We start from the raw sequence: 20,937 nt of genomic DNA on the forward strand, positions 1-20,937 counted from the left end.
CTAGCCCAGTCGCTCAGTTTTTCCATTCGGAGACCCTTCCTTCATGTACCAGCATATCAAAGTGCCCGCCCAAGGCGAAAAAATCACGATTAACCCCGATTTTTCGCTCAACGTCCCCGACCAGCCCATCATCCCCTACATCGAAGGCGATGGCACCGGTTTCGACATCACCCCGGTGATGCTCAAGGTGGTGGATGCCGCAGTGGCCAAAGCCTACGGCGGCAAGCGCCAGATCCACTGGATGGAAGTCTATGCCGGCGAGAAATCGACCCAGGTTTATGGCCCCGACGTCTGGCTGCCCGAAGAAACGCTGGCGGTGCTCAAAGACTACGTGGTCTCGATCAAGGGACCGCTCACCACGCCCGTGGGCGGCGGCATCCGCAGCCTCAACGTGGCGCTGCGCCAAGAGCTCGACCTCTACGTCTGCCTGCGCCCGGTGCAGTACTTCAAGGGCGTGCCCTCGCCGGTGAAAGAGCCGGAAAAAATCAATATGGTGATCTTTCGTGAAAACTCCGAAGACATCTACGCCGGCATCGAGTACGAGGCCCAGTCGCCCAAGGCGCAAAAACTGATCAAGTTCTTGCAAGAGGAACTCGGCGCCACCAAAATCCGCTTCCCCGCCACCTCCGGCATCGGCATCAAGCCGGTTTCGAGCGAGGGCACCGAGCGCCTGATGCGCAAGGCGATCCAGTACGCGATCGACAACGACAAGCCCAGCGTGACCATCGTGCACAAGGGCAACATCATGAAGTACACCGAGGGCGGTTTCCGCGATTGGTCCTACGCCTTGGCGCAGCGCGAGTTCGGCGCCGAGCTGATCGACGGCGGCCCGTGGTGCAAGTTCAAGAACCCCAAGACCGGGCGCGAGATCGTCATCAAAGACTCGATCGCCGACGCCTTCTTGCAGCAAATCCTGCTGCGCCCGGCCGAGTACTCGGTGATCGCCACGCTCAACCTCAACGGCGACTACATCTCGGATGCGCTGGCGGCACAGGTGGGTGGCATCGGCATCGCCCCCGGCGCCAACTTGAGTGATTCGGTGGCCTGCTTCGAGGCCACGCACGGCACCGCGCCCAAGTACGCCGGCAAAGACTACGTCAACCCCGGCTCCGAAATCCTCTCGGCCGAGATGATGCTGCGCCACATGGGCTGGATCGAAGCCGCCGACCTGATCATCAGCTCGATGGAAAAAGCCATCCAGTCCAAGCGCGTGACCTACGACTTCGCGCGCCTGATGCAAGGCGCCGAGCAAGTGAGCTGCTCGGGCTTTGGCCAGGTGATGATCGAGCAGATGTGATCACACGGTGGGCCCGCGCTTGAGCCCTGCCTGACCCAACCCCGGCCCGCGAGGGCGCGGGGTTTTTCTTTGCCATTTTGCGGGCTTTTTCTGTGCCGGCCATGTTCGCTAAAATGGCCCCATGCCCAAACAACCCGATCTGACTCCGCAGTTGCCCTCGGGCGATGCCACCGCAGTGGTGGAGCGGCGCCGCCAGCGCGTGCGCCCGCCCAAGCTGTACCAGGTGCTGCTGCTCAACGACGACTTCACCCCGATGGAGTTCGTGGTGCAGGTGCTGCAGGAGTTTTTCAACAAAGACCGTGAGAGCGCGACCCAGATCATGCTCAAAATCCACCTCGAAGGCCGGGGTCTGTGCGGTGTCTTTAGCCGCGACATCGCCCAAACCAAGGTCGATCAGGTGCTGCAAGCCGCCGCGCAGCAGGGGCATCCGCTGCAATGTGTGAGTGAGCCCATTGAATAAGGGCACATTTGCCCCAATTGCTGCACACCGATCCGCAAATCGCGGTAAATTAGAGGCTCGCAAGAAGGAAACGAACCATGATCGCCCAAGAACTTGAAGTCAGCTTGCACATGGCCTTCGTGGAAGCGCGCCAGCAACGCCACGAATTCATCACCGTCGAGCACCTGCTGTTGGCCCTGCTCGACAACCCCAGCGCCGCCGACGTGCTGCGCGCCTGCTCGGCCAAAATTGATGAGTTGCGCAAGTCCTTGTCGCACTTCATCAAAGACAACACGCCCCAGGTGGCCGGGGCCGACGAGGTGGACACCCAGCCCACGTTGGGCTTTCAGCGCGTGATCCAGCGCGCCATCATGCACGTGCAGAGCACCGGCAACGGCAAGAAGGAAGTCACCGGCGCCAACGTGCTGGTGGCCATTTTTGGCGAGAAAGACTCGCACGCCGTTTACTACCTGCATCAGCAGGGTGTGAGCCGGCTCGATGTGGTGAACTACATCGCACACGGCATCAAAAAGTCCGACCCGCCCGAGTCCGCTAGGCCGGCAGAGGGCGGTGGCGCGGCCGACAACGAAGAGGCCACCAGCGAGAGCAAGGCCCCCGAGAAAGCCTCGCCGCTGGAGTTGTTCACGCAAAACCTCAATGTGCTGGCGCGCGACGGCAAGATCGACCCGCTGATCGGGCGCGACTACGAAGTCGAGCGCGTGATCCAGATTTTGTGCCGTCGGCGCAAAAACAACCCGCTGCTGGTGGGTGAGGCCGGCGTGGGCAAAACCGCCATCGCCGAGGGCTTGGCGTGGCGCATCGTGCAAAAAGAAGTGCCCGAGGTGCTGGCCGAAGCCACGGTCTATTCGCTCGACATGGGCTCGCTGCTGGCGGGCACCAAGTACCGGGGCGATTTCGAGCAGCGCTTGAAGGGCGTGCTCAAGTCGCTCAAAGACAAGCCCAACGCGATTTTGTTCATCGACGAAATCCACACCCTGATCGGGGCCGGTGCGGCTTCGGGCGGCACGCTCGATGCCTCCAACCTGCTCAAGCCGGCGCTCTCCAGCGGCGTGCTCAAGTGCATCGGGGCCACCACCTTCACCGAGTACCGCGGCATTTTCGAGAAAGACGCCGCGCTCAGCCGCCGCTTCCAAAAGGTCGATGTGGTCGAACCCACGGTGGCGCAGACCATCGACATCCTCAAGGGCCTGAAAAGCCGCTTCGAGGAGCACCACAGCGTCAAGTACGCAGCGGCGGCGCTGCAGGCGGCGGCCGAGCTCTCAGCCAAATACATCAACGACCGGCACCTGCCCGACAAGGCCATCGACGTGATCGACGAGGCCGGTGCGGCACAGCGCATCCTCACCCCCTCCAAGCGCAAGAAAACCATCGGCAAGGCCGAGGTGGAGGAGATCGTCGCCAAGATCGCCCGCATCCCGCCCGCCAGCGTCAGCAGCGACGACCGCGGCAAGCTGCAAACGCTGGAGCGCGACCTCAAGGCGGTGGTGTTCGGCCAAGACAAGGCGCTCGAGCTGCTGGCCGCCAGTGTGAAAATGGCGCGCTCGGGCTTGGGCAAACCCGACAAACCCATCGGGGCCTTTTTGTTCAGCGGCCCGACCGGGGTCGGCAAGACCGAGGCCGCCAAGCAACTGGCCTACATATTGGGCATCGAGCTGATCCGCTTTGACATGTCCGAGTACATGGAGCGCCACGCGGTCAGCCGCCTGATCGGCGCACCACCGGGCTATGTGGGTTTCGACCAGGGCGGCTTGCTCACCGAAGCCATCACCAAGAAGCCGCACTGCGTGCTGCTGCTCGACGAGATCGAGAAAGCGCACCCCGATATTTTCAACGTGCTGCTGCAGGTGATGGACCACGGTGCCCTGACCGACAACAACGGGCGCAAGGCGGATTTCCGCAATGTGATCGTGATCATGACCACCAACGCCGGTGCCGAGACCATGAACAAGGCGACCATTGGTTTCACCAACGTGCGCCAGGCGGGCGACGAAATGGCCGACATCAAGCGCCTGTTCACGCCCGAGTTTCGCAACCGACTCGACGCCATCGTGGGCTTCAAGGCGCTTGACGAGCTGGTTATCATGCGCGTGGTCGATAAGTTTCTGCTGCAACTGGAGCAGCAACTGGGCGAGAAGAGGGTCGAAGTCAGCTTCAGCGACGCCTTGCGCAAGCACCTGGCCGTCAAAGGCTTCGATCCGCTCATGGGTGCACGCCCCATGCAGCGCCTGATCCAAGACACCATCCGGCGCTCGCTCGCCGACGAGCTGCTTTTTGGCCGCCTGACCGACGGCGGGCGGCTGGAGGTGGACATCGACACCAGCAACCCAGACAAGCCCGAAGTCAAGCTCGACATTCAGCCGCTGAGCAAGAAAGAGCGAAGCGCCCGCGCCGAACCGGCCGAGCCGGAAGAAGCCACGGCGGACTGAAGCAGGGCTTAGCCCAGCGGCCAGACCAGCACCTGGCCGCTGGTCACCGCCACCAGCACGTGGCGCATTTCGGCATCGAAGCCGATATCGAGCACGCCCAGGCGCTCGGTGCGCTCGGTGAGTGAGCGCGGCAATTGCCACGTTTGCCGGGTCTGCCCGCTGGCCACCGTCCACAAGGTGATCTGGCCGTTGGCAGCGGCGGTGAGCAACAGCGCACCGTCGGCCGAAAAACAGGCCCGGCTGAAGCCGCCACGCCGCGCTCCCATGGCCGGGTGCAGCACGGTGTTTTGCGCCAAGTCCCAGATTCGCCCTGTCCCGTGCGCCGGGCCGGCAAACAGCAGCCGCTGGTCGGGCGAGAACACGGCGGTCGTTACCGGGGCGTCGAACTTCCAAGTGATGAAGGCCGCTCCCTGCTCTAGGTTCCAGGCGCGCAGCAGGCCGTCGTCGGCCCCGGTTACACCCATGGCGGCATCGGCGCTGATGTCCACGGCGCGCACCGCTTCGGCGTGCGGGATGATCACGGGCAGGCGCACGTTGTGGCCGTCGAGCAGCCAGGCTTCGCGCGAAGTCAGGCCCGCCAGAATGCGCCGCCCTTGGTTGGAAACCGCCACGCAGCGCACCCCCGCCTCTGCGCTCCAGTGCCCGAGCACGCGGCCCTGGCTCAAATCCCAATGGATCAGGTTGTGGCGCTCGGCCGTGACGCCGCGCGTGCCGTCGGGCGAAAAAGCGCTGACAAAAACCTGCGCCCGGTCTTGTTCGGCGTGGCTTAAGGTGGCCACACGCTGCTGGGTGCGCCAGTTCCACAGCCCGGCGCCTTGCTGCACCGAACCCACCAGCGCCTGCTCGCCGTTGGGGCTCAGGCGCAGCGACAACACCCCGCCGTAGCCCAGCGCCACGGTTTCGGCGGGGGGCTCGGCGCAGCCGCTCAAGGCCAGCAGGCCGCCCATGCCGCCCAGAGCGGCGAGAGAGCTGCGCAGCACCTGCCTGCGCGAGGGGTGCCAATGGGGGGTCTGGGCCAAGGCGGCGGGGGGCAAAAGGGGCTTCATGGCGTCGCGGGCAGGCGCTGGCAGTCGATGGGCGGGTGTTGGTCGAGGCGGATCTGCAGGCTGCTGGCCCCCAGCCGCACCTCGAGGCCGGGCTGGGCGAAGGTGTCGGCACGGCCCGGCGGCGGGTGCAGCTCGTGCGTGCGCCCGGCGCGCACCAGCACCGCCACGCCTTGCTGCGGGAAATAACGCCACTCGACGCGCTGGCCGTCGGCGCAGGCGTAGTGGGCGCGCAGCATGGGGGTGGGGGGTATAGGGGCCGCCTCGGTAGGGGTGTGGGCGGCGGGGGGCTCGGGCGTGGGCAAAGGGGCGGGGCTGGCGGGTGCAGGCAGGGTTGCGGGCGCATCCGCTGCCGGCGGGCGCTCGCAAGCGGCCAAGGCCAGAGCCAGGGCAAACGGGGCGAGCAGGTGCAGTGGGGCAGGGCGCGGCATAGCCCCGGCAGCATAACCCATGAAAAAGCGCTCGTGCTGCAAAACTTCGGCTTTAATAGCACCCCATGAAGCCACACACCTTTCTTTGGCACGACTACGAAACCTTTGGCGCCAAGGCCCGGCTGGACCGGCCGGCGCAGTTTGGCGCCGTGCGCACCGACGCCGAGCTCAACCCCATCGGCGCGCCGCTGATGTTTTATTGCCGCCCGGCGCCCGACTATCTGCCCGACCCCGAGAGCTGCCTCATCACCGGCATCACGCCCCAGCAGTGCCTGCAACACGGCCTGCCCGAGCACGAGTTCGCCCAGCGCATCGAGGCCGAGCTGGGGCAGCCCGGCACCGTGGGCGTGGGCTTCAACTCGATTCGCTTCGACGACGAATTCACCCGCTTCATGCTCTGGCGCAACCTGCTCGACCCCTACGCGCGCGAGTGGAAAAACGGCTGCGGCCGTTGGGATCTGCTCGACGTGCTGCGCCTGTGCTACGCCCTGCGCCCCGAGGGCTTGCAGTGGCCGCTCAAGACCGACGGCCGGCCCAGCTTCAAGCTCGAAGACCTGGCGCGTGCCAACGGCATCGAACACGGGGCGGCGCACGATGCCCTGTCGGACGTGTATGCCACGCTCGGCTTGGCGCGGCTGCTGCGCGAGCGCCAGCCGCGCTTGTTCGACTTTGCCTTGGGTCTGCACAAAAAAGAGCAGGTGGCGCACGAGCTGGGGCTGCCGACCACGCCGCAGCGGGCCCAGCCTTTTTTGCACGTGTCGGGGTTTTTCCCGCCCGAGCGCGGCTGCCTAGGGTTGATGTGGCCGCTGGCCAGCCACCCCAGCAACCGCAACGAGCTGCTGGCCTGGGACCTGGCCCACGACCCCGCCGAGTTGGCCACGCTCAACGCCGCCGAGGTGCGCGCGCGGCTCTTTGTGCGCCAAGAGGAGCTGCCTGCGGGGGTCAAGCGCCTGCCGCTCAAGAGCGTGCACCTGAACAAATCGCCGATGGTGGTGGGAAACCTCAAAACCCTGCGCCCCGAGCTGGCGCAGCGCTGGGGCATCGATCTGGAGCAAGGGCTGCGCCACGCCGAGCGCGCCGCGCTGCTGCCCGATTTGAGCGCGCTCTGGAGCGCGGTCTATGAGCGCAACGGCGGCACCCAGGCTGCGCAGACGGCCGCGCAAGCCAGCGCCACCCAGTCCGACCCTGAGCAGGATTTGTACGGCGGCTTCGTGGGCGACGCCGACCGCCTGCGCCTGCTGGAGTTGCGCCAGCGCCCAGCCGACGACCCGGCGTGGACGCGCACCCAGTTCGAGGACCCGCGCCTGGGTGAGCTGGTGTGGCGCTACCGGGCGCGCAACTTCCCCGAGCAACTCAGCGCGGCCGAGCAGGCGCGCTGGCGCACCCACTGCCAGGCGCGGCTGCTGCACGGGCAGGGCGGCGCGCTCACGCTGGAGCGCCAAATGGCGCGCATCGACGAGCTGGCCGAGCAGGCCGGCGAGCGCGGCGACGAACGCGCCGAAGCCATTTTGGGCGAGCTGCACGACTACGCGCTTGGCCTAGCCGAAGGCGTGGCGTAGTTGGCATGAAAATGGATCAGTGATGCACAGAGCTTGACGCGAGGCGGTGTTCTATATAAACTATAGCAGTTCATTATATGGAACTGCACCATGGCAAGCAACACGGACAACTCGGATTTGGCACGCAACTTGCGCGCAGCCAGGGAGCGCCGGGGCTTGACCTTGACCGGTTTGGCGGAGCGCTCAGGCGTTGCCAAGTCCACTCTTTCTGGTCTTGAGTCAGCAGCAGGCAATCCTACAGTGGCCACGCTGTGGGCTATCGCCAATGCCCTTGAGGTTTCATTTGGGGAGTTGCTTGGAACGGTGGGTGCGACAGGTTTTGCGTCCACAACCGAGTTCGAAGCTGATGGGGTTGCTGTTCGATTTATTGAACAAAGTGAGTCGGCCCCAAGGTTGGAGTTGTACTGCGTAGAACTAAAGTTGGGCAGTTTACAAGAGTCGGCACCGCATCCCAAGGGAGTAAGGGAGCGTGTGACGGTGCTTGGCGGTGCCTTGCTGGTGGGCCCCGTGCAAAGCCCGGCCCTTGTTCGGGCCGGTCAAACCCACGAGTTTGCAGCCGACGTGCCGCATGTGTACAGAGCGGTTGAGGCGCAGACCAAAGCCATGGTGTTGATCGAGTACCCCAGCGGGCATGGCCTGGGCGATCAAGCCGAAATACACGTCCCATGGCCGACAACAGACAAGGGATGGGATGGATTGCGTTCGCTCGTGGACCGCCTCCTGATCGAAGTGTCAAACGGAGTGGGCGCGCGTGCGATCCGGTTTTTCGCCTGCGGGCAGGCAGCGCAGGCAGCGGTCAGCGAACTTTGCACGCGTTTGCCGGTGCTGCGCGACCCCACTTTTTGTTGGCCGTTATTCTGTTTTGCTGATGCCGATCAGCAAGGCCCGTTTCTGGTGTTGTTGCCGTTGCGCTTCACGGCTGCAGATTGGGCTGCCGAACCAGTGTCTTCTTGCTCGGTGACGGCGACCCTGAGGTCAGCACGTACCCTGTCCTGTCAGGCTCAGTGGCCCGGTTTGAAGTTGACGATGGCTCAGTTGACGGATGCCAGAGCTGCAGCAGCAGGCCGTTCATGGATACTGGGGCCGTTGGCTGCTGAAGTGCTGTTGCAGCGCGGTGCGCTGGTGCTTCCAGGACGGCTCGAGCGGGTGGCGAAAATAGTTGACCAGGTTCATGCTGGCAATGAATCCACATCTTTTTCCGAAAGAATAGACGTGGTTGGCTATGATGCATTCGAATTAATCCATCCGGCTTATGCTAGGCAAGCCGTTGCAGTCGCAGAAGATATTCAACGGTACGCACCAGATGTGGGCTTGAATGAGGTGATCGATGTCGGATCGGGCCCCGGAGCGCCCATTCTGATGCTGCATGAATTGTTGCCCGACCTGCACTTTGTCGCGTTAGAGCCCGATCCCATGGCTTTTATTTGTCTGCAGCGCAATATCTGTGGGCTAGAGGCCGTGCGGGCGCAGCAGACCGGATTCCTCGAGTTTGACAGCAAAGACAACGCAACGCCGTTGATTACGTCAACCGGTGCCTCGCACCATTTTAACACTGCCTTTATGTTGCAACAGGCTGTGCGGCTGCTGCAGCCAGGTGGGCTATTGATCGTGGCCGACGAATTCATCCCTGAGTTTGACTCGGCGCAAGCGCGCAGTCTGGCTTTACTCCAACACCACGCTGCCTACATCCTGTGGGCCATGGCTTGGATCGAAAAATGTCAGGAATTCACAGACCTGGGTCGAACCGGGGGGGCGTATTTTGCCTTGCGCCAGGCACTTGCTTTGGCGCTCGTTGATATCGAGTCGGGTCACGCAGTGGCAGCCATTAACCGCTGCCGGGAGATTTTTGCGCAAATCAAGCATGCCGGATTGGGTCAGTTTGATGGGAGTCAGATAGACGCTTATATCAATTTTTTCTGGTTGGAATTGCAAGCTATGGTGGCTGGTTTTGATTACGAAGTCGAGCGCAAAACACACCCGCGACGCTTCGTCGAATTGGCTGCTCTGGCCGGCCTAGAACTGGTGCGCAAGCGCAGAATATTTGCGACCAGTGGATCGGATGAATGGGGCGGTGGGACCTATGTGTTTACCCTTCGAAAACCGATGTTTCGCTAGCGGGGGGGTGGCATGCAGCAGATAGTCAAAGGTTTGACGGACAGTCTTTCGATTGGTGCCGCTTATCTCCCGATTGCTTTTTCATTTGGCCTGGCTGCGCTCGAGGCTGGGTTTTCGCCCGCTGCTGCGGTGTTGCTGTCGGCGCTGGTGTTTGCCGGTGCCAGCCAGTTTGTGATGCTTGCTTTGATGGCCACTGGCACCGGTATGATGGCTGTGGTGGTTACCGTGTTGCTGATGAATGTGCGTCATCTTTTCTACGGCCCCGCCCTGTTGGCCAAACTCGGGTCTGGCCGGCCCAGTTGGCCTACACCGTTGCTGGCCTTTGGGCTCACCGATGAAGTGTTTGCCACCGCCTCTGGCAAGCTGGGGCAAATCCCGCTGGCCGATCGCGAAGGCTGGTATGTTGGATTGCAGGTGGGGGCTTACTCGATTTGGGTCTTGGGTACGGCATTGGGCGCCATGTTCGGTCGGCAACTGAGCGCGCAATCAGCTTTTTGGAGCGATGCCATGTCATTTGTATTGCCGGCGCTGTTTTTGGCCTTGTTGCTTGAAATTGCTGCGCAGACCCGGTGGCTGGTGCTTTTGGGGGCGGCCCTCACGACGACGGCGGCACTGCCATTTATGCCGGCTTATCTGGCGCTGCTACTGGGCATGGTCGCGGGCGCTGCGCTGGGTTACCGACGGGGGGTGTCATGACTTTGATCGAAGCGTTCACGGTGCTGGCGGCTGCACTGGTGACTTTTTTATTGCGCTGGCTGCCGATGCTGGTCTGGCGCAACGCAGCGTCGGCGCCGACCACGGGAGTAAAGTCGATACTCAATGGCATCGGTCCGGCAGCCATTTGCGCTATGCTGGTGCTTGCTTTGGGATCGTTGCTGGAGTTGGAATGGCAACTTAACGCGTGGTTGCCAGCGCTGATCGGTGTATTGGCCGTGTTTGCTGCCAAGTGGCGGCTGGGCGGGATCGCTTGGCCGACTCTGTTCGGTGCCTTGGCTTACGGTCTTTCGATGCATCTGTTCTGAGTTGCTCTGCTCAGGCATGGCCATGCTGCCAAGCCTCATGGCGTCGGTGCAGCGCGCCAGCTGGGCCCAGGGAAGTACAATCGAGGGTTTTTCCCTTGCGCCTGCGCGACGTGCGTGGGCACGCGTGGCGAACCGATCAACCAACTGCGAGGCATCTGACACCCATGGCAGGGCATTCCAAATGGGCCAACATCCAGCACCGCAAGGGGCGTCAGGATGAAAAACGCGGCCGGGTCTGGACCCGCGTGATCCGCGAAATCATGGTGGCGGCGCGTCAAGGCGGCGGCGGCGACGCGGCGGCCAACCCGCGCCTGCGGCTGGCGATCGACAAGGCCAAGGCGGCCAATATGCCGGCCGACACCATCAAGCGCAACATAGACAAGGCCACGGGCAACCTCGAAGGCGTGCAGTACGAGGAGATCCGTTACGAGGGCTACGGCATCGCCGGTGCGGCCGTGATCGTCGAAACCATGACCGACAACCGCGTGCGCACGGTGGCCGAAGTGCGCCACGCCTTCAGCAAGCACGGCGGCAATTTGGGCACCGAAGGCTCGGTGGCGTTCCAGTTCAAGCACTGCGGCCAGTTCATCTTCGCTCCCGGCGTGCCCGAAGAGCGGCTGTTCGAGGTGGCGCTGGAAGCCGGGGCCGAAGACGTGCTCGGCAGCGACGACGGCGCTTTCGAGGTGCTCACGGCGGTGACCGATTTCGAGGCCGTGCAGCAGGCGCTGCAAGGCGCGGGCCTGCGCCCCGAACTGGCCGAAGTGACGCTGCGCGCCGACAACCCGGTGGCCTTGAGCGGCGACGAGGCGCTGCGCATGCAAAAACTGCTCGACGCCCTAGAAGACCTCGACGACGTGCAAAACGTCTATCACAACGCAGAACTCAACCCATGAACGCAGAACTCAAGGTGCTGGTGGTCGGCGGTGGCGGGCGCGAACACGCGCTGGCCTGGAAGCTCAAGCAGTCGCCGCGCGTGGCGCAGGTTTATGTGGCGCCGGGCAACGGCGGCACCGCGCTCGACCCAGCGCTGCAAAACGTGCCGATCAGCGACCCGACCGAGCTCGCGCGCTGGGCGCAGCAGCAGGGCATCGCCCTGACCGTGGTCGGCCCCGAGGGGCCGCTGGCGGCGGGCATCGTCGATGTCTTTCGCGCCCAGGGCTTGCGCATCTTTGGCCCCACGCAGGCGGCGGCGCAGCTCGAGAGCTCCAAGGCCTTTTCCAAGGCCTTCATGCAGCGCCACGGCATCCCGACAGCGGCCTACCAAGTCTTTGCCGAAGCACCCGCCGCCCACGCCTACGTGGAGCAAATGGGCGCGCCGATCGTGGTCAAGGCCGATGGCTTGGCCGCTGGCAAGGGCGTGGTGGTGGCGCAAACGCTGGCCGAGGCGCACGCCGCCATCGATTTCATGCTGCAAGGCCAAGCGCCGGGGCTGGCCCACAACGCCGGCGGCGCGCGGGTGGTGATCGAAGCCTTTTTGCAGGGCGAAGAAGCCAGCTTCATCGTGCTCTGCGACGGCGTGCAAGCGCTGGCGCTGGCCAGCAGCCAAGACCACAAGCGCCTGCTCGACGCCGACCAGGGCCCCAACACCGGCGGCATGGGGGCCTACTCGCCGGCCCCGGTGGTCACGCCCGAGGTGCACCAGCGCGCGCTCGACGAGGTGATTTTGCCGACGCTGCGCGGCATGGCCGCCGACGGCATCCCCTACACCGGCTTCCTCTACGCCGGGCTGATGATCGGCCCCGACGGCAGCGTGCGCACGCTCGAGTTCAACTGCCGCTTGGGCGACCCCGAAACGCAACCGATCCTGCTGCGCCTGCAAAGCGATCTGGCCGCGGTGTTGCTGGCGGCCACCGAGCAGCGCCTGCACGAGATCGAGCTGCAATGGGATGAGCGCGTGGCGCTGGGCGTGGTGCTGGCCGCGCACGGCTACCCCCAGCAGCCACGCACGGGCGACGCCATCGCACTCACCGCCCCTGATAGCCCAGATGCCGTGCTGTTCCACGCCGGCACGGCCTTGCAGCAGGGGCGGCTGTGCACCGCCGGCGGGCGCGTGCTCTGCGCCACCGCGCTCGGGGCCGACGTGGCGCAAGCGCAACGCCGCGCCTACCAACTGGTGCAGGGCGTACACTACCCCGGCATGCAATACCGACACGACATCGGCTTTAGGGCCTTGCCCGCATGAGCGGCGCGCCCACGGCCGCCATGCGCGACTACCTGCTGGGCTTGCAGCAGCGCATCACCTCGGCCATCACCGAGATCGACGGCCAGAGCTTTGTCTCCGACGCTTGGGAAAAGGCCCCCGGCGAACCCTTGCAAGGCAACGGCGTGACGCAGATTCTGGAAGGCGGCGCGGTGTTCGAGCGCGCCGGTTGCGGCTTTTCGCATGTGCAAGGCCAGCGCCTGCCGCCCTCGGCCACGCAGCACCGGCCCGAACTGGCTGGGGCCCCGTTCGAGGCGCTGGGCGTTTCGCTGGTGTTTCATCCGCGCAACCCCTACGTGCCCACGGTGCACATGAACGTGCGCCAGATCACGGCGTTGCCGTCGGGTGGCGGCGCGCCGGTGAGCTGGTTTGGCGGCGGCATGGACCTCACGCCCTATTACGGTTTCGAGGAAGACGCGCAGCACTTTCACCGCACCTGCGCCGCCGCCCTGTCCCCCTTTGGCGCCGACAAATACCCGCGCTTCAAAGCCTGGTGCGACGATTATTTTTTTCTCAAGCACCGCAACGAAGCGCGCGGCATCGGCGGCATCTTCTACGACGACCTGTCCGAACTCGGCCTCGAGGGCGGGCTGGCGCTCACCCAAGCGGTGGGCGACGCCTTCTTGCACGCCTACCTGCCGCTGGTACAGCGGCGCCGCGACACGCCCTACGGCGAGCGCGAGCGCCAGTTTCAACTCTACCGGCGCGGCCGCTACGTCGAATTCAACCTGGTGTGGGACCGGGGCACCCACTTTGGCCTGCAATCGGGCGGGCGCAGCGAATCCATTTTGCTCTCGATGCCGCCGCTGGTGCGCTGGGCTTACCAGGAACAACCGGCGGAGGGCACGCCCGAACACCGGCTGACGAGCGAGTTTTTGCCGCGGCGAGACTGGCTGTGAGCGCCACCCCCGCGGCCGCGCAGCGCATCGGCGTGTTTGGCGGCGCCTTCGATCCGCCGCACTGGGCGCACCGGGCGCTGGCCGAGACGGCGCTGGCGCAACTGGCGCTCGACGCGCTGCTGATTTTGCCCACTGGCCACGCCTGGCACAAAAGCCGCGCACTCACGCCCGCGCCGCACCGGCTGGCGATGTGCAGGCTGGCCTTTGATGGGCTAGAGCGCGTGCACATCGACGCGCGCGAAACCCGCCGCCCCGGCCCCAGCTACACCGCCGACACCTTGCAGGAGCTGGCCGCCGAACACCCGGGGGCGCAGCTGTTTCTGGTGCTGGGGGCCGACCAGCTGCTCGCTTTCCAGAGCTGGCAGCGCTGGCAGGAGGTGCTGCGCCACGCCACGCTGGCGGTGGCCAATCGGCCCCTGCACGCCGACGGCAGGGTGGCCGACGGGCCGGTGGCCGAGCCCGACCTGAGCGGCATCGATCTGCCCTTCGAGCACCTGCAGATGCCGCTGCACCCGATCAGTGCCACGGCGGTGCGTGCGCGGGTGCGGGGCGCAGCGGGCGGCGGCCAAGGCGGCTCCGGCGGCCTCAACGAATTTTCCACGGCACAACCAGCGCTCGATCTGCTGGTGCCCGCCGCCGTGGCGCGGTATATTTCAGACCATCACCTTTACCATCAGCCAGAATGAGCAGTCAGCCCAGCAACGAACGCAGCCCCCTAGCCAGCGGCCCGAATACCTCCAGCGCCGAGGCAACCCAAGGGGTGCAGGCAGCCCTTGCGGGTGGCTCCCAGAGCGAAACCATGGCCAAGCGCAACACCCAAAAGCTGCAGCGCGCCGCCGTCGATGGGCTGGAAGACGTGAAGGCGCAAGACATCCAGGTGTTCAACACCGAGGCGCTGTCGGCGCTGTTCGAGCGCGTGATCGTAGCCAGCGGCACCTCCAACCGCCAGACCAAGGCGCTGGCGGCCAGCGTCTGCGACGCGGTGCGCGAAGCCGGTTTTGACAAGCCGCGCGTGGAAGGCCAGGAAAACGGCGAGTGGATCGTCGTGGACTGCGGCGCGGTGGTGGTGCACGTGATGCAGCCCAGCATCCGCCAGTACTACCGGCTGGAAGAAATCTGGGGCAGCAAACCGGTGCGCCTGAAATTCGGCGCGCCGGCTCCGACGCAAGCGCGACCCGCTGCTGCCGGGGCCAAGGCCAAGACAAAGTCTGCCACAGCCAAGGCCAAGCCTGCCAAGCCTGCCAAGCCTGCCAAGCCTGCCAAGCCTGCCAAGCCTGACGGCGCCCCGGCGGCTCCAGCACGGGCAAAGTCAGCCAAGCCCGCCAAGTCGGACACAAGCCAAGCTGGCCCAGCCCGCACCAGGGCGGTCAAGCCCCTTAAGACCGAGTCTGCCGAAGCCGCCGCTGCGCCCGCCAAGCCACGGCCAGCGCGCCCCCGCGCCAGCCCCAAACCCGTGGCATGAAACTGGTCCTCGTCGCCGTCGGGCAGCGCCTGCCCGATTGGGCGCAGACCGCCTGCGACGATTTTGCCAAGCGGCTGCCACCCGATGCGCGCTTCGAGCTGCGCACGGTCAAGGCCGAACCGCGCGGCCACAAGTCGGTGGCGGCCTTGCGTGCCGCCGAGCGCGAGCGCATCGAAGCCGCCCTGCCCAAGGGCGCGCGGCTGGTGGTTCTGGATGAGCGCGGCAGCACCCTGACCACGGCCGCGCTGGCGCGCCAGTGGCTGCAGTGGCAGCAGCAGGGCGACGACGTGGCGCTGCTCATCGGCGGCCCCGACGGCCTGGACCCAGCGCTCAAGTCCGCCGCACAGCAGAGCCTGCGCCTGTCGGACTTGACGCTGCCGCACGCGCTGGCCCGGCTGCTGCTGATCGAGCAACTGTACCGGGCCTGGTCGCTCAACGCCGGGCACCCCTACCACCGCGAGTAACAAGCCAATGCACGACAGCGCCCAAGCCCCTTGGCTGTATCTGGCTTCGCAGAGCCCGCGCCGGCGCGAGCTGCTGGCGCAGTGGGGCTGGCGCGTCGAGCTGCTGCTGCCCGAGGCCGACGACGATTTGCACGCCCTGGAAGCGCTGGAGCAGGCGCGCCCCCACGAAGCCCCGGCGCGCTACGTGCAGCGCGTGACCCGGCTCAAGCTGCAAGCCGCGCTGCTGCGGCTGCAACGCTTGGAGCGGCGCGGCTGGCCGCCGGGCCCGGTGCTGTGCGCCGACACCACGGTGGCGCTCGGGCGCCAGATTTATGGCAAACCCGCCGACGCCGCCCATGCGGTGCAGATGCTGCAAAGCCTGGCCGGGCAGCGGCACCAGGTGCTCACCGCCGTGGCGCTGGCGCACCAGGGCCAGCTCTGGCAGGCGCTGAGCCGCTCCACGGTCGAGTTCGCGCCTTGGGGCGTGGACGAGATCGAGCGCTACGTGGCCAGTGGCGAGCCGCTGGGCAAGGCCGGGGCCTACGCCATCCAGGGGCGCGCCAGCCAGTGGATACGGCGCATCAGCGGCAGCCACAGCGGCATCGTGGGGCTGCCGGCCTACGAGACGGCGCAACTGCTGCGCGCCGCCGGTCTGTCGCCGCCCCAAGCCCTCAACCCCCAAAGTCCATGAGCCAAGACATCCTGATCAACTGGTCACCGCAAGAAACGCGGGTGGCGGTGGTGGAACACGGTGCGGTGCAAGAGGTGCACATCGAGCGCGCGCTCGAGCGCGGGCTGGTCGGCAACGTCTATCTGGGCAAGGTCGCGCGCGTGCTGCCCGGCATGCAGTCGGCCTTCATCGACATCGGGTTTGAGCGCGCCGCCTTTTTGCACGTGGCCGACCTGCTGCCCAATATCAACGCCCGCTTTGCCGCCAAAGAGCGCCCCTTGGCGCTGGCATCGCCGCCCACTGCAAGCCCGCTGGAGCCGGTAGCAGCCAGCCCGGAAAGCGCGGAAAGCACTACCCCGATGCCAGCAGGCAACGGGCAGGCCGCCAGTGCCTTGCCCATCGAGCGCCAGTTGTTCGAGGGTCAGGCGCTGCTGGTGCAGGTGCTCAAAGACCCGATCGGCTCCAAGGGCGCGCGCCTGACGGCGCAGATCAGCATCGCAGGCCGCCAACTGGTGTTTTTGCCGCAGGATCAGCACCTTGGGGTGTCGCAAAAAATCCCGCCGGCGCAGCGCGAGGCCTTGCGCCAGCGCCTGCAAGCGCTCACGGCGGGCGAGGGCGGCGGTTTCATTTTGCGCACCAACGCCGAAGACGCCAGCGACGAAGAGCTGGCCGAAGACGTGGCCTACCTGCGCAAAAGCTGGGCCCACATCAAAAGCGCGGCCGTGCGTTTGCCTGCCCCGAGCCTGCTGCAACAGGATGTGAGCCTGCTGCAGCGCGTGCTGCGCGACCTCGTCAGCGCCCAGACCCAAACCATTCAGGTCGATTCCCAAGAGCAGTTCGGCCAGTTGCAGCAGTTCGCGCGCGAGTACATGCCGGCCACGCTGGAGCGCATCAGCCACTACCGGGGTGAGCGCCCGATTTTCGATTTGTATCAGATCGACGAAGAAATCGCGCGCGCGCTCGGGCGCCGGGTCGAGCTCAAATCGGGCGGCTACCTGGTGATCGACCAGACCGAGGCGCTCACCACCATCGACGTCAACACCGGCGGCTTCGTGGGGGCGCGCAACTTCGACGACACCATCTTTCGCACCAACCTGGAGGCCACGCAGGTGATTGCGCGCCAGTTGCGGTTGCGCAACTTGGGCGGCATCGTGATCGTGGACTTTATCGACATGCTGCGCGAGGCGCACCGCGAGGCGGTGTTGGCCGAGTTGCGCAAACAACTGGCGCGCGACCGCGTAAAAACCACCACTGGCGCGTTTTCGCAGCTCGGCTTGCTGGAGATGACGCGCAAGCGCAACCGCGAGTCGCTGGCGCAACTGCTGAGCCAAACCTGCCCGACTTGCAGCGGCAGCGGCCGGGTAAAAACCGCGCGCAGCGTCTGCTACGACATCTTGCGCGAGATCTTGCGCGAGGCGCGCGCCTTTAGCCCACGCGAGTTTCGCATCGTCGCGGCGGCGCCGGTGATCGAGCTGCTGCTGGACGAAGAAAGCGCGCACCTGGCCGGTTTGAGCGAGTTCATCGGCAAGCCGATCTCACTGCAAAGCGAGGCCGCGCTGCGCCCGGACCAGTACGACATCGTGCTGCTTTGAGCTGCGTCGCCCCGCAGCGGGCGCGGCCTCTCATTCCGACAATCTGCCGCCCAAGCTGAGCGCGTGCAGCCGCGCATACACGCCGTTGGCCGCCAGCAGCGCCTCGTGGCGGCCTTGCTCGACGATCTGGCCTTGGGCCAGCACCAGCACCCGGTCGGCGTGTTCGATGGTCGAGAGCCGGTGCGCGATCACCAGCGTGGTGCGCCCGCGCATGAGCCGCTGCAGGGCATCTTGCACCAGCCGCTCCGATTCGTTGTCCAGCGCCGAGGTGGCTTCGTCCAAGATCAGAATGGGCGCATCCTTGTAGATGGCGCGCGCAATTGCCAGCCGCTGGCGCTGGCCGCCCGACAGCTCGGTCGCGTTGTGCCCCACGGGGGTGTGCATGCCTTGGGGCAGGGTTTGCAGCAGCTCGCCCAAGTTGGCAAATTCAAGCGCCTGCCGCACCCGCTCCTCGTCGAACTCGGACCCCAAGGCCACGTTGGCGGCCAGGGTGTCGTTGAACATCACAACGTCTTGGCTGACCATGGCGAACTGGCGCCGCAGGTTGGCCAGGTCCCAGTCGGGCAGGGCCACGCCGTCGAGCCGCAACACCCCGCCGCTGGCCTCGACAAAGCGCGGCAGCAGGTTGGCCAAGGTGGTTTTGCCCGAGCCCGATGGGCCCACCAGCGCCAGCACCTCGCCCGCCGCCACCTCTAGGCTGATGCCGCGCAGCGCCGCGTCGTCCTTGCTGCCGTACTGCACCCAGACCTGCTCCAGGCTCAGGTGGCCCGCGGCGCGCTCGGCCTGGTGCGTGCCGCCGCGCTGGATCGGGGTCTGTTCGATCAGCTCCAGCCCGCGCTCCAGCGCCGCCAGCCCGCGCGTGATCGGGGTCACGAGGTCGGCCAATTGGCGGATCGGGCTGATCAGCATCAGCATGGCGGTGACGAAGCCCACGAAGCTGCCCACCGTCACGCCGCTGGTGGCACTTTGCCAGAGCGCGATCATGATCACGGTCGAGAGCGCGGCGGCGGCCAGCATCTGCGTCAGCGGAGCCACGGCGGCCCCGGCCACGGTGGCCTTGAGCGCCAACCGGCGCAGCACCAGATTGAGCCGGTCGAAGCGCTGCGTCTGCTGCGCCTGCGCCCCATGCAGCCGCACCACGCGGTGCGCCAGCGCGTTTTCTTCCACCACGTAGGCCAGCTCGTCGGTGGCCAGTTGGCTGCTGCGCGTGAGGCGGTACAGGCGCTTGGAGAGCACCCGCATCACCCAGGCCAGCGGCGGAAAAACGGCCAGCACGATCAGCGTCAGTTGCCAGTTCAAAAACAGCAGATAGGCCAGTAGGGCGATCACAGTAAGCACATCGCGCACCAGCGTGAGCACGCTGTTGACCAGCATCAGGGCCCCGGTCTGCACCTCATAGACCAGGGTGTTGGAGAGTTTGCTGGCACTTTGCTCGCCAAACAACGACAGATCGGCGTCGTTGAGGCGCTCGAACATGGCGCGGCGCATTTGCACCATGGCCCCGGCCGCCACGTAGCTGAGCGCGTACTTGGCGGCAAAGGTGGCCAGCCCGCGCACTGCAAACAGGCCCATTAGCGCCACCGGCACCATCCAGAGCGGAAAACTGCCTGCCACAAAGCCTTCGTCGAGCAGGATTTGCAGCAAGGCCGGGATGGCCGGTTCGGTCAGGGCGGCGATCAAGGCGCCGAGAAAAGCCAGTCCCAGCGCACCCTTGTGCGGGCGAAAATAGGGCCAGACCCGCAACAGGCGCTGGCCGAGGGTGCGGGTGTCGGGCGCAGCGGCAGCGCTGGCGGCTTCGGTGGTGGGGCGGTCGTGCAAGATCGATACGGGAAAACAGCGGGCTGCAGGGGCTGCATCGGCATGGTCCGCAGCGCATCCGCTATTATCCGTCTGTCGTGTCGGTGGCTGCGGCGCTTGCGGCTTGTCAGCCACGCCCTGCCGATTTTTCCTGTTTGCCTTCGTTCCTCCATGCACCAGTCTCCCTGTCAGCCCCTGTTACCTCTGCCGCCCACCTTGACGCGGCGCCGCTTCCACGCCTTGGCCGCGCTGGGCGGGGCCGGTCTGGGTTTGGGCGCTTGGGGTTCAGCGCAAGCGCAATTCCGGGTCGAGGTGACTGGGGTAGGCTTGCAGCAGATCCCCTTTGCCATTGCACCCTTCAGACTCAGCCCGGATCTGCCCCAAGACGTGCCCGCCATCGTGCGCGCCAACCTCGAGCGCAGCGGCCAGTTGCGCGCCCTGGCCGGGGGCAGCGCCGTGCTCGACGAAACCGCGCGGCCCGATCTGGCGCCGTGGCGCGCTGCCGGTGTCGATGCGCTCATCACCGGCAGCACCGTGCGCCTGGCCGATGGCCGTTTCGATGTGCGCTTCAGGCTCTGGGATGTGGTGCGGGCGCAAGACCTCGGGGGCCTGAGCTTCCCGGTGCCCGCCAGCGACCTGCGGCTGGCCGCGCACCGCCTGTCAGACTACGTCTTTGAGCGCCTGACCGGCGATCCGGGCGTGTTTGCCACCCGCATCGCCTATGTCTCGCGCCACGGCGAACGCCACAACCTGTGGGTGGCCGATGCCGACGGCGAAAACGCCCAAAGCGCCTTGGCCAGCGCCGAGCCCATCATCTCGCCCGCTTGGTCGCCCAACGGGCAACAGCTGGCCTATGTGTCGTTCGAGGCGCGCCGGCCCGTCGTTTACGCCCACGAAGTGGCCACCGGGCGGCGCCGTTTGCTGGCCAGCTTTCGCGGCTCCAACAGCGCCCCGGCGTGGTCGCCCGATGGCCGGCGGCTGCTGGCCACGCTCACCTTTGGCGGCTCGTCGCAGATTTTTTCCATCGACGCCGCAGGCGGTGGGCAGCCGCAGCGCATCACCCAGACCAGCGGCATCGAAACCGAGCCCGCCTTCACCCCGGATGGGCGCCAGGTGTATTTCGTCAGCGACCGGGGCGGCTCGCCGCAGATCTACCGCATGAGCCCCAGCGGGGCTGATGTGGTGCGCATCACCTTCGAGGGCAACTACAACATTTCGCCCACCGTCAGCCCCGACGGCCGCTGGCTGGCCTATATTTCGCGCATCAGCGGGGACTTTAGGGTCTGCGTGATGGAACTGGCCAATGGCCGCATCACCCCCTTGACCGACACCAGCGCCGACGAGAGCCCCAGCTTTGCCCCCAACAGCCGCCTGATCCTGTACGCCACCCGGGTGCAGGGGCGCGAGACGCTGATGACCACCACGCTCGATGGCCGCATCAAAACCCGGCTGGCCAACCTCCCAGGCGGCATCCGCGAGCCCGATTGGGGCCCGTTTCAGCGTTGAAGCCACCGGATTCAC

19 protein-coding genes are annotated in these 20,937 nt (G+C 65.8%); 16 read left to right on the forward strand and 3 right to left on the reverse strand.

Annotation, left to right across the window (positions count from 1 at the left end; all coding sequences use genetic code 11):
- The first annotated feature begins 43 nt into the window (after positions 1-43).
- From icd to clpA, 3 genes are all read left to right on the forward strand, one after another.
- Positions 44-1,297 carry an NADP-dependent isocitrate dehydrogenase gene (icd, locus tag SRAA_RS03885; protein WP_045531107.1) on the forward strand — a complete coding sequence of 418 codons (1,254 nt, stop codon included), beginning with the start codon at positions 44-46 and terminating at the stop codon, positions 1,295-1,297.
- Between the two features lie 121 nt (positions 1,298-1,418).
- Entirely contained in the window at positions 1,419-1,757 is a 339-nt protein-coding gene (gene clpS, locus SRAA_RS03890) for an ATP-dependent Clp protease adapter ClpS (protein WP_045531108.1), read from the forward strand.
- 77 nt (positions 1,758-1,834) lie between these two features.
- Positions 1,835-4,183 (forward strand): ATP-dependent Clp protease ATP-binding subunit ClpA, encoded by a 2,349-nt coding sequence (gene clpA / locus SRAA_RS03895; protein ID WP_045531109.1) that lies wholly within the window; start codon positions 1,835-1,837, stop codon positions 4,181-4,183.
- Positions 4,184-4,191: 8 nt separating this feature from the next.
- Here clpA and SRAA_RS03900 read toward each other — a convergent pair whose 3' ends face one another.
- A complete protein-coding gene (locus tag SRAA_RS03900; RefSeq protein WP_144318693.1) occupies positions 4,192-5,229 on the reverse strand; it encodes a WD40 repeat domain-containing protein in 1,038 nt (345 codons plus the stop codon).
- A complete protein-coding gene (locus SRAA_RS03905; protein WP_144318694.1) occupies positions 5,226-5,657 on the reverse strand; it encodes a lysozyme inhibitor in 432 nt (143 codons plus the stop codon). Before SRAA_RS03905 ends, SRAA_RS03900 begins: the two co-directional genes overlap by 4 nt.
- Before the next feature lie 65 nt (positions 5,658-5,722).
- On the opposite strand from SRAA_RS03905, the gene sbcB reads away from it, so the two are divergent.
- The 12 genes from sbcB to SRAA_RS03970 all read left to right on the forward strand — a co-directional run bounded on the left by sbcB (position 5,723) and on the right by SRAA_RS03970 (position 17,619).
- Positions 5,723-7,216: an exodeoxyribonuclease I gene (sbcB, locus tag SRAA_RS03910; protein WP_045531112.1), complete on the forward strand. Its 1,494-nt coding sequence runs from the start codon at positions 5,723-5,725 to the stop codon at positions 7,214-7,216.
- Between the two features lie 90 nt (positions 7,217-7,306).
- Positions 7,307-9,331: a helix-turn-helix domain-containing protein gene (locus SRAA_RS12190; protein WP_082039891.1), complete on the forward strand. Its 2,025-nt coding sequence runs from the start codon at positions 7,307-7,309 to the stop codon at positions 9,329-9,331.
- Between the two features lie 12 nt (positions 9,332-9,343).
- Entirely contained in the window at positions 9,344-10,027 is a 684-nt protein-coding gene (locus tag SRAA_RS03925) for an AzlC family ABC transporter permease (protein ID WP_045531114.1), read from the forward strand.
- Entirely contained in the window at positions 10,024-10,353 is a 330-nt protein-coding gene (locus tag SRAA_RS03930; protein ID WP_045531115.1) for an AzlD domain-containing protein, read from the forward strand. The genes SRAA_RS03925 and SRAA_RS03930 overlap by 4 nt, the downstream gene beginning before the upstream one ends.
- Before the next feature lie 164 nt (positions 10,354-10,517).
- Complete coding sequence (locus SRAA_RS03935; protein ID WP_045531116.1) at positions 10,518-11,246, forward strand: YebC/PmpR family DNA-binding transcriptional regulator; 729 nt, start codon at positions 10,518-10,520, stop codon at positions 11,244-11,246.
- The gene (gene purD / locus SRAA_RS03940; RefSeq protein ID WP_045531117.1) at positions 11,243-12,535 is read left to right on the forward strand and encodes a phosphoribosylamine--glycine ligase; all 1,293 of its coding nucleotides are present in this window, start codon (positions 11,243-11,245) and stop codon (positions 12,533-12,535) included. The genes SRAA_RS03935 and purD overlap by 4 nt, the downstream gene beginning before the upstream one ends.
- The gene (gene hemF / locus SRAA_RS03945) at positions 12,532-13,452 is read left to right on the forward strand and encodes an oxygen-dependent coproporphyrinogen oxidase (protein ID WP_045531118.1); all 921 of its coding nucleotides are present in this window, start codon (positions 12,532-12,534) and stop codon (positions 13,450-13,452) included. The genes purD and hemF overlap by 4 nt, the downstream gene beginning before the upstream one ends.
- Positions 13,449-14,138 (forward strand): nicotinate (nicotinamide) nucleotide adenylyltransferase, encoded by a 690-nt coding sequence (gene nadD, locus SRAA_RS03950; RefSeq protein WP_045531119.1) that lies wholly within the window; start codon positions 13,449-13,451, stop codon positions 14,136-14,138. Before hemF ends, nadD begins: the two co-directional genes overlap by 4 nt.
- A gap of 113 nt (positions 14,139-14,251) precedes the next feature.
- On the forward strand, positions 14,252-14,914 hold the full coding sequence (rsfS, locus tag SRAA_RS03955; RefSeq protein ID WP_045533240.1) for a ribosome silencing factor: 663 nt from the start codon (positions 14,252-14,254) through the stop codon (positions 14,912-14,914).
- On the forward strand, positions 14,911-15,378 hold the full coding sequence (gene rlmH / locus SRAA_RS03960) for a 23S rRNA (pseudouridine(1915)-N(3))-methyltransferase RlmH (protein ID WP_045531120.1): 468 nt from the start codon (positions 14,911-14,913) through the stop codon (positions 15,376-15,378). The genes rsfS and rlmH overlap by 4 nt, the downstream gene beginning before the upstream one ends.
- A gap of 7 nt (positions 15,379-15,385) precedes the next feature.
- Positions 15,386-16,048 carry a Maf family protein gene (locus tag SRAA_RS03965; protein WP_045531121.1) on the forward strand — a complete coding sequence of 221 codons (663 nt, stop codon included), beginning with the start codon at positions 15,386-15,388 and terminating at the stop codon, positions 16,046-16,048.
- On the forward strand, positions 16,045-17,619 hold the full coding sequence (locus SRAA_RS03970; protein WP_045531122.1) for an Rne/Rng family ribonuclease: 1,575 nt from the start codon (positions 16,045-16,047) through the stop codon (positions 17,617-17,619). The genes SRAA_RS03965 and SRAA_RS03970 overlap by 4 nt, the downstream gene beginning before the upstream one ends.
- Before the next feature lie 30 nt (positions 17,620-17,649).
- Here the strand turns inward: SRAA_RS03970 and msbA are convergent, their stop codons facing one another.
- A complete protein-coding gene (gene msbA / locus SRAA_RS03975; RefSeq protein ID WP_045531123.1) occupies positions 17,650-19,437 on the reverse strand; it encodes a lipid A export permease/ATP-binding protein MsbA in 1,788 nt (595 codons plus the stop codon).
- 150 nt (positions 19,438-19,587) lie between these two features.
- On the opposite strand from msbA, the gene tolB reads away from it, so the two are divergent.
- Complete coding sequence (gene tolB, locus SRAA_RS03980; RefSeq protein ID WP_045531124.1) at positions 19,588-20,922, forward strand: Tol-Pal system beta propeller repeat protein TolB; 1,335 nt, start codon at positions 19,588-19,590, stop codon at positions 20,920-20,922.
- Positions 20,923-20,937 lie beyond the last annotated feature (15 nt).

This window comes from Serpentinimonas raichei, from assembly GCF_000828895.1.
In the GTDB taxonomy this organism is placed as follows: domain Bacteria; phylum Pseudomonadota; class Gammaproteobacteria; order Burkholderiales; family Burkholderiaceae_C; genus Serpentinimonas; species Serpentinimonas raichei.

Coding starts and splice junctions, on each gene's coding strand:
- SRAA_RS03905 (WP_144318694.1), bottom strand. CDS start 5,657: ATGCCGCGCCCTGCCCCACTGCACCTGCTCGCCCCGTTTGCCCTGGCT.
- tolB (WP_045531124.1), top strand. CDS start 19,588: ATGCACCAGTCTCCCTGTCAGCCCCTGTTACCTCTGCCGCCCACCTTG.
- SRAA_RS03925 (WP_045531114.1), top strand. CDS start 9,344: ATGCAGCAGATAGTCAAAGGTTTGACGGACAGTCTTTCGATTGGTGCC.
- sbcB (WP_045531112.1), top strand. CDS start 5,723: ATGAAGCCACACACCTTTCTTTGGCACGACTACGAAACCTTTGGCGCC.
- SRAA_RS03930 (WP_045531115.1), top strand. CDS start 10,024: ATGACTTTGATCGAAGCGTTCACGGTGCTGGCGGCTGCACTGGTGACT.
- SRAA_RS12190 (WP_082039891.1), top strand. CDS start 7,307: ATGGCAAGCAACACGGACAACTCGGATTTGGCACGCAACTTGCGCGCA.
- SRAA_RS03900 (WP_144318693.1), bottom strand. CDS start 5,229: ATGAAGCCCCTTTTGCCCCCCGCCGCCTTGGCCCAGACCCCCCATTGG.
- SRAA_RS03970 (WP_045531122.1), top strand. CDS start 16,045: ATGAGCCAAGACATCCTGATCAACTGGTCACCGCAAGAAACGCGGGTG.
- clpS (WP_045531108.1), top strand. CDS start 1,419: ATGCCCAAACAACCCGATCTGACTCCGCAGTTGCCCTCGGGCGATGCC.
- SRAA_RS03965 (WP_045531121.1), top strand. CDS start 15,386: ATGCACGACAGCGCCCAAGCCCCTTGGCTGTATCTGGCTTCGCAGAGC.
- rlmH (WP_045531120.1), top strand. CDS start 14,911: ATGAAACTGGTCCTCGTCGCCGTCGGGCAGCGCCTGCCCGATTGGGCG.
- purD (WP_045531117.1), top strand. CDS start 11,243: ATGAACGCAGAACTCAAGGTGCTGGTGGTCGGCGGTGGCGGGCGCGAA.
- icd (WP_045531107.1), top strand. CDS start 44: ATGTACCAGCATATCAAAGTGCCCGCCCAAGGCGAAAAAATCACGATT.
- SRAA_RS03935 (WP_045531116.1), top strand. CDS start 10,518: ATGGCAGGGCATTCCAAATGGGCCAACATCCAGCACCGCAAGGGGCGT.
- hemF (WP_045531118.1), top strand. CDS start 12,532: ATGAGCGGCGCGCCCACGGCCGCCATGCGCGACTACCTGCTGGGCTTG.
- rsfS (WP_045533240.1), top strand. CDS start 14,252: ATGGCCAAGCGCAACACCCAAAAGCTGCAGCGCGCCGCCGTCGATGGG.
- clpA (WP_045531109.1), top strand. CDS start 1,835: ATGATCGCCCAAGAACTTGAAGTCAGCTTGCACATGGCCTTCGTGGAA.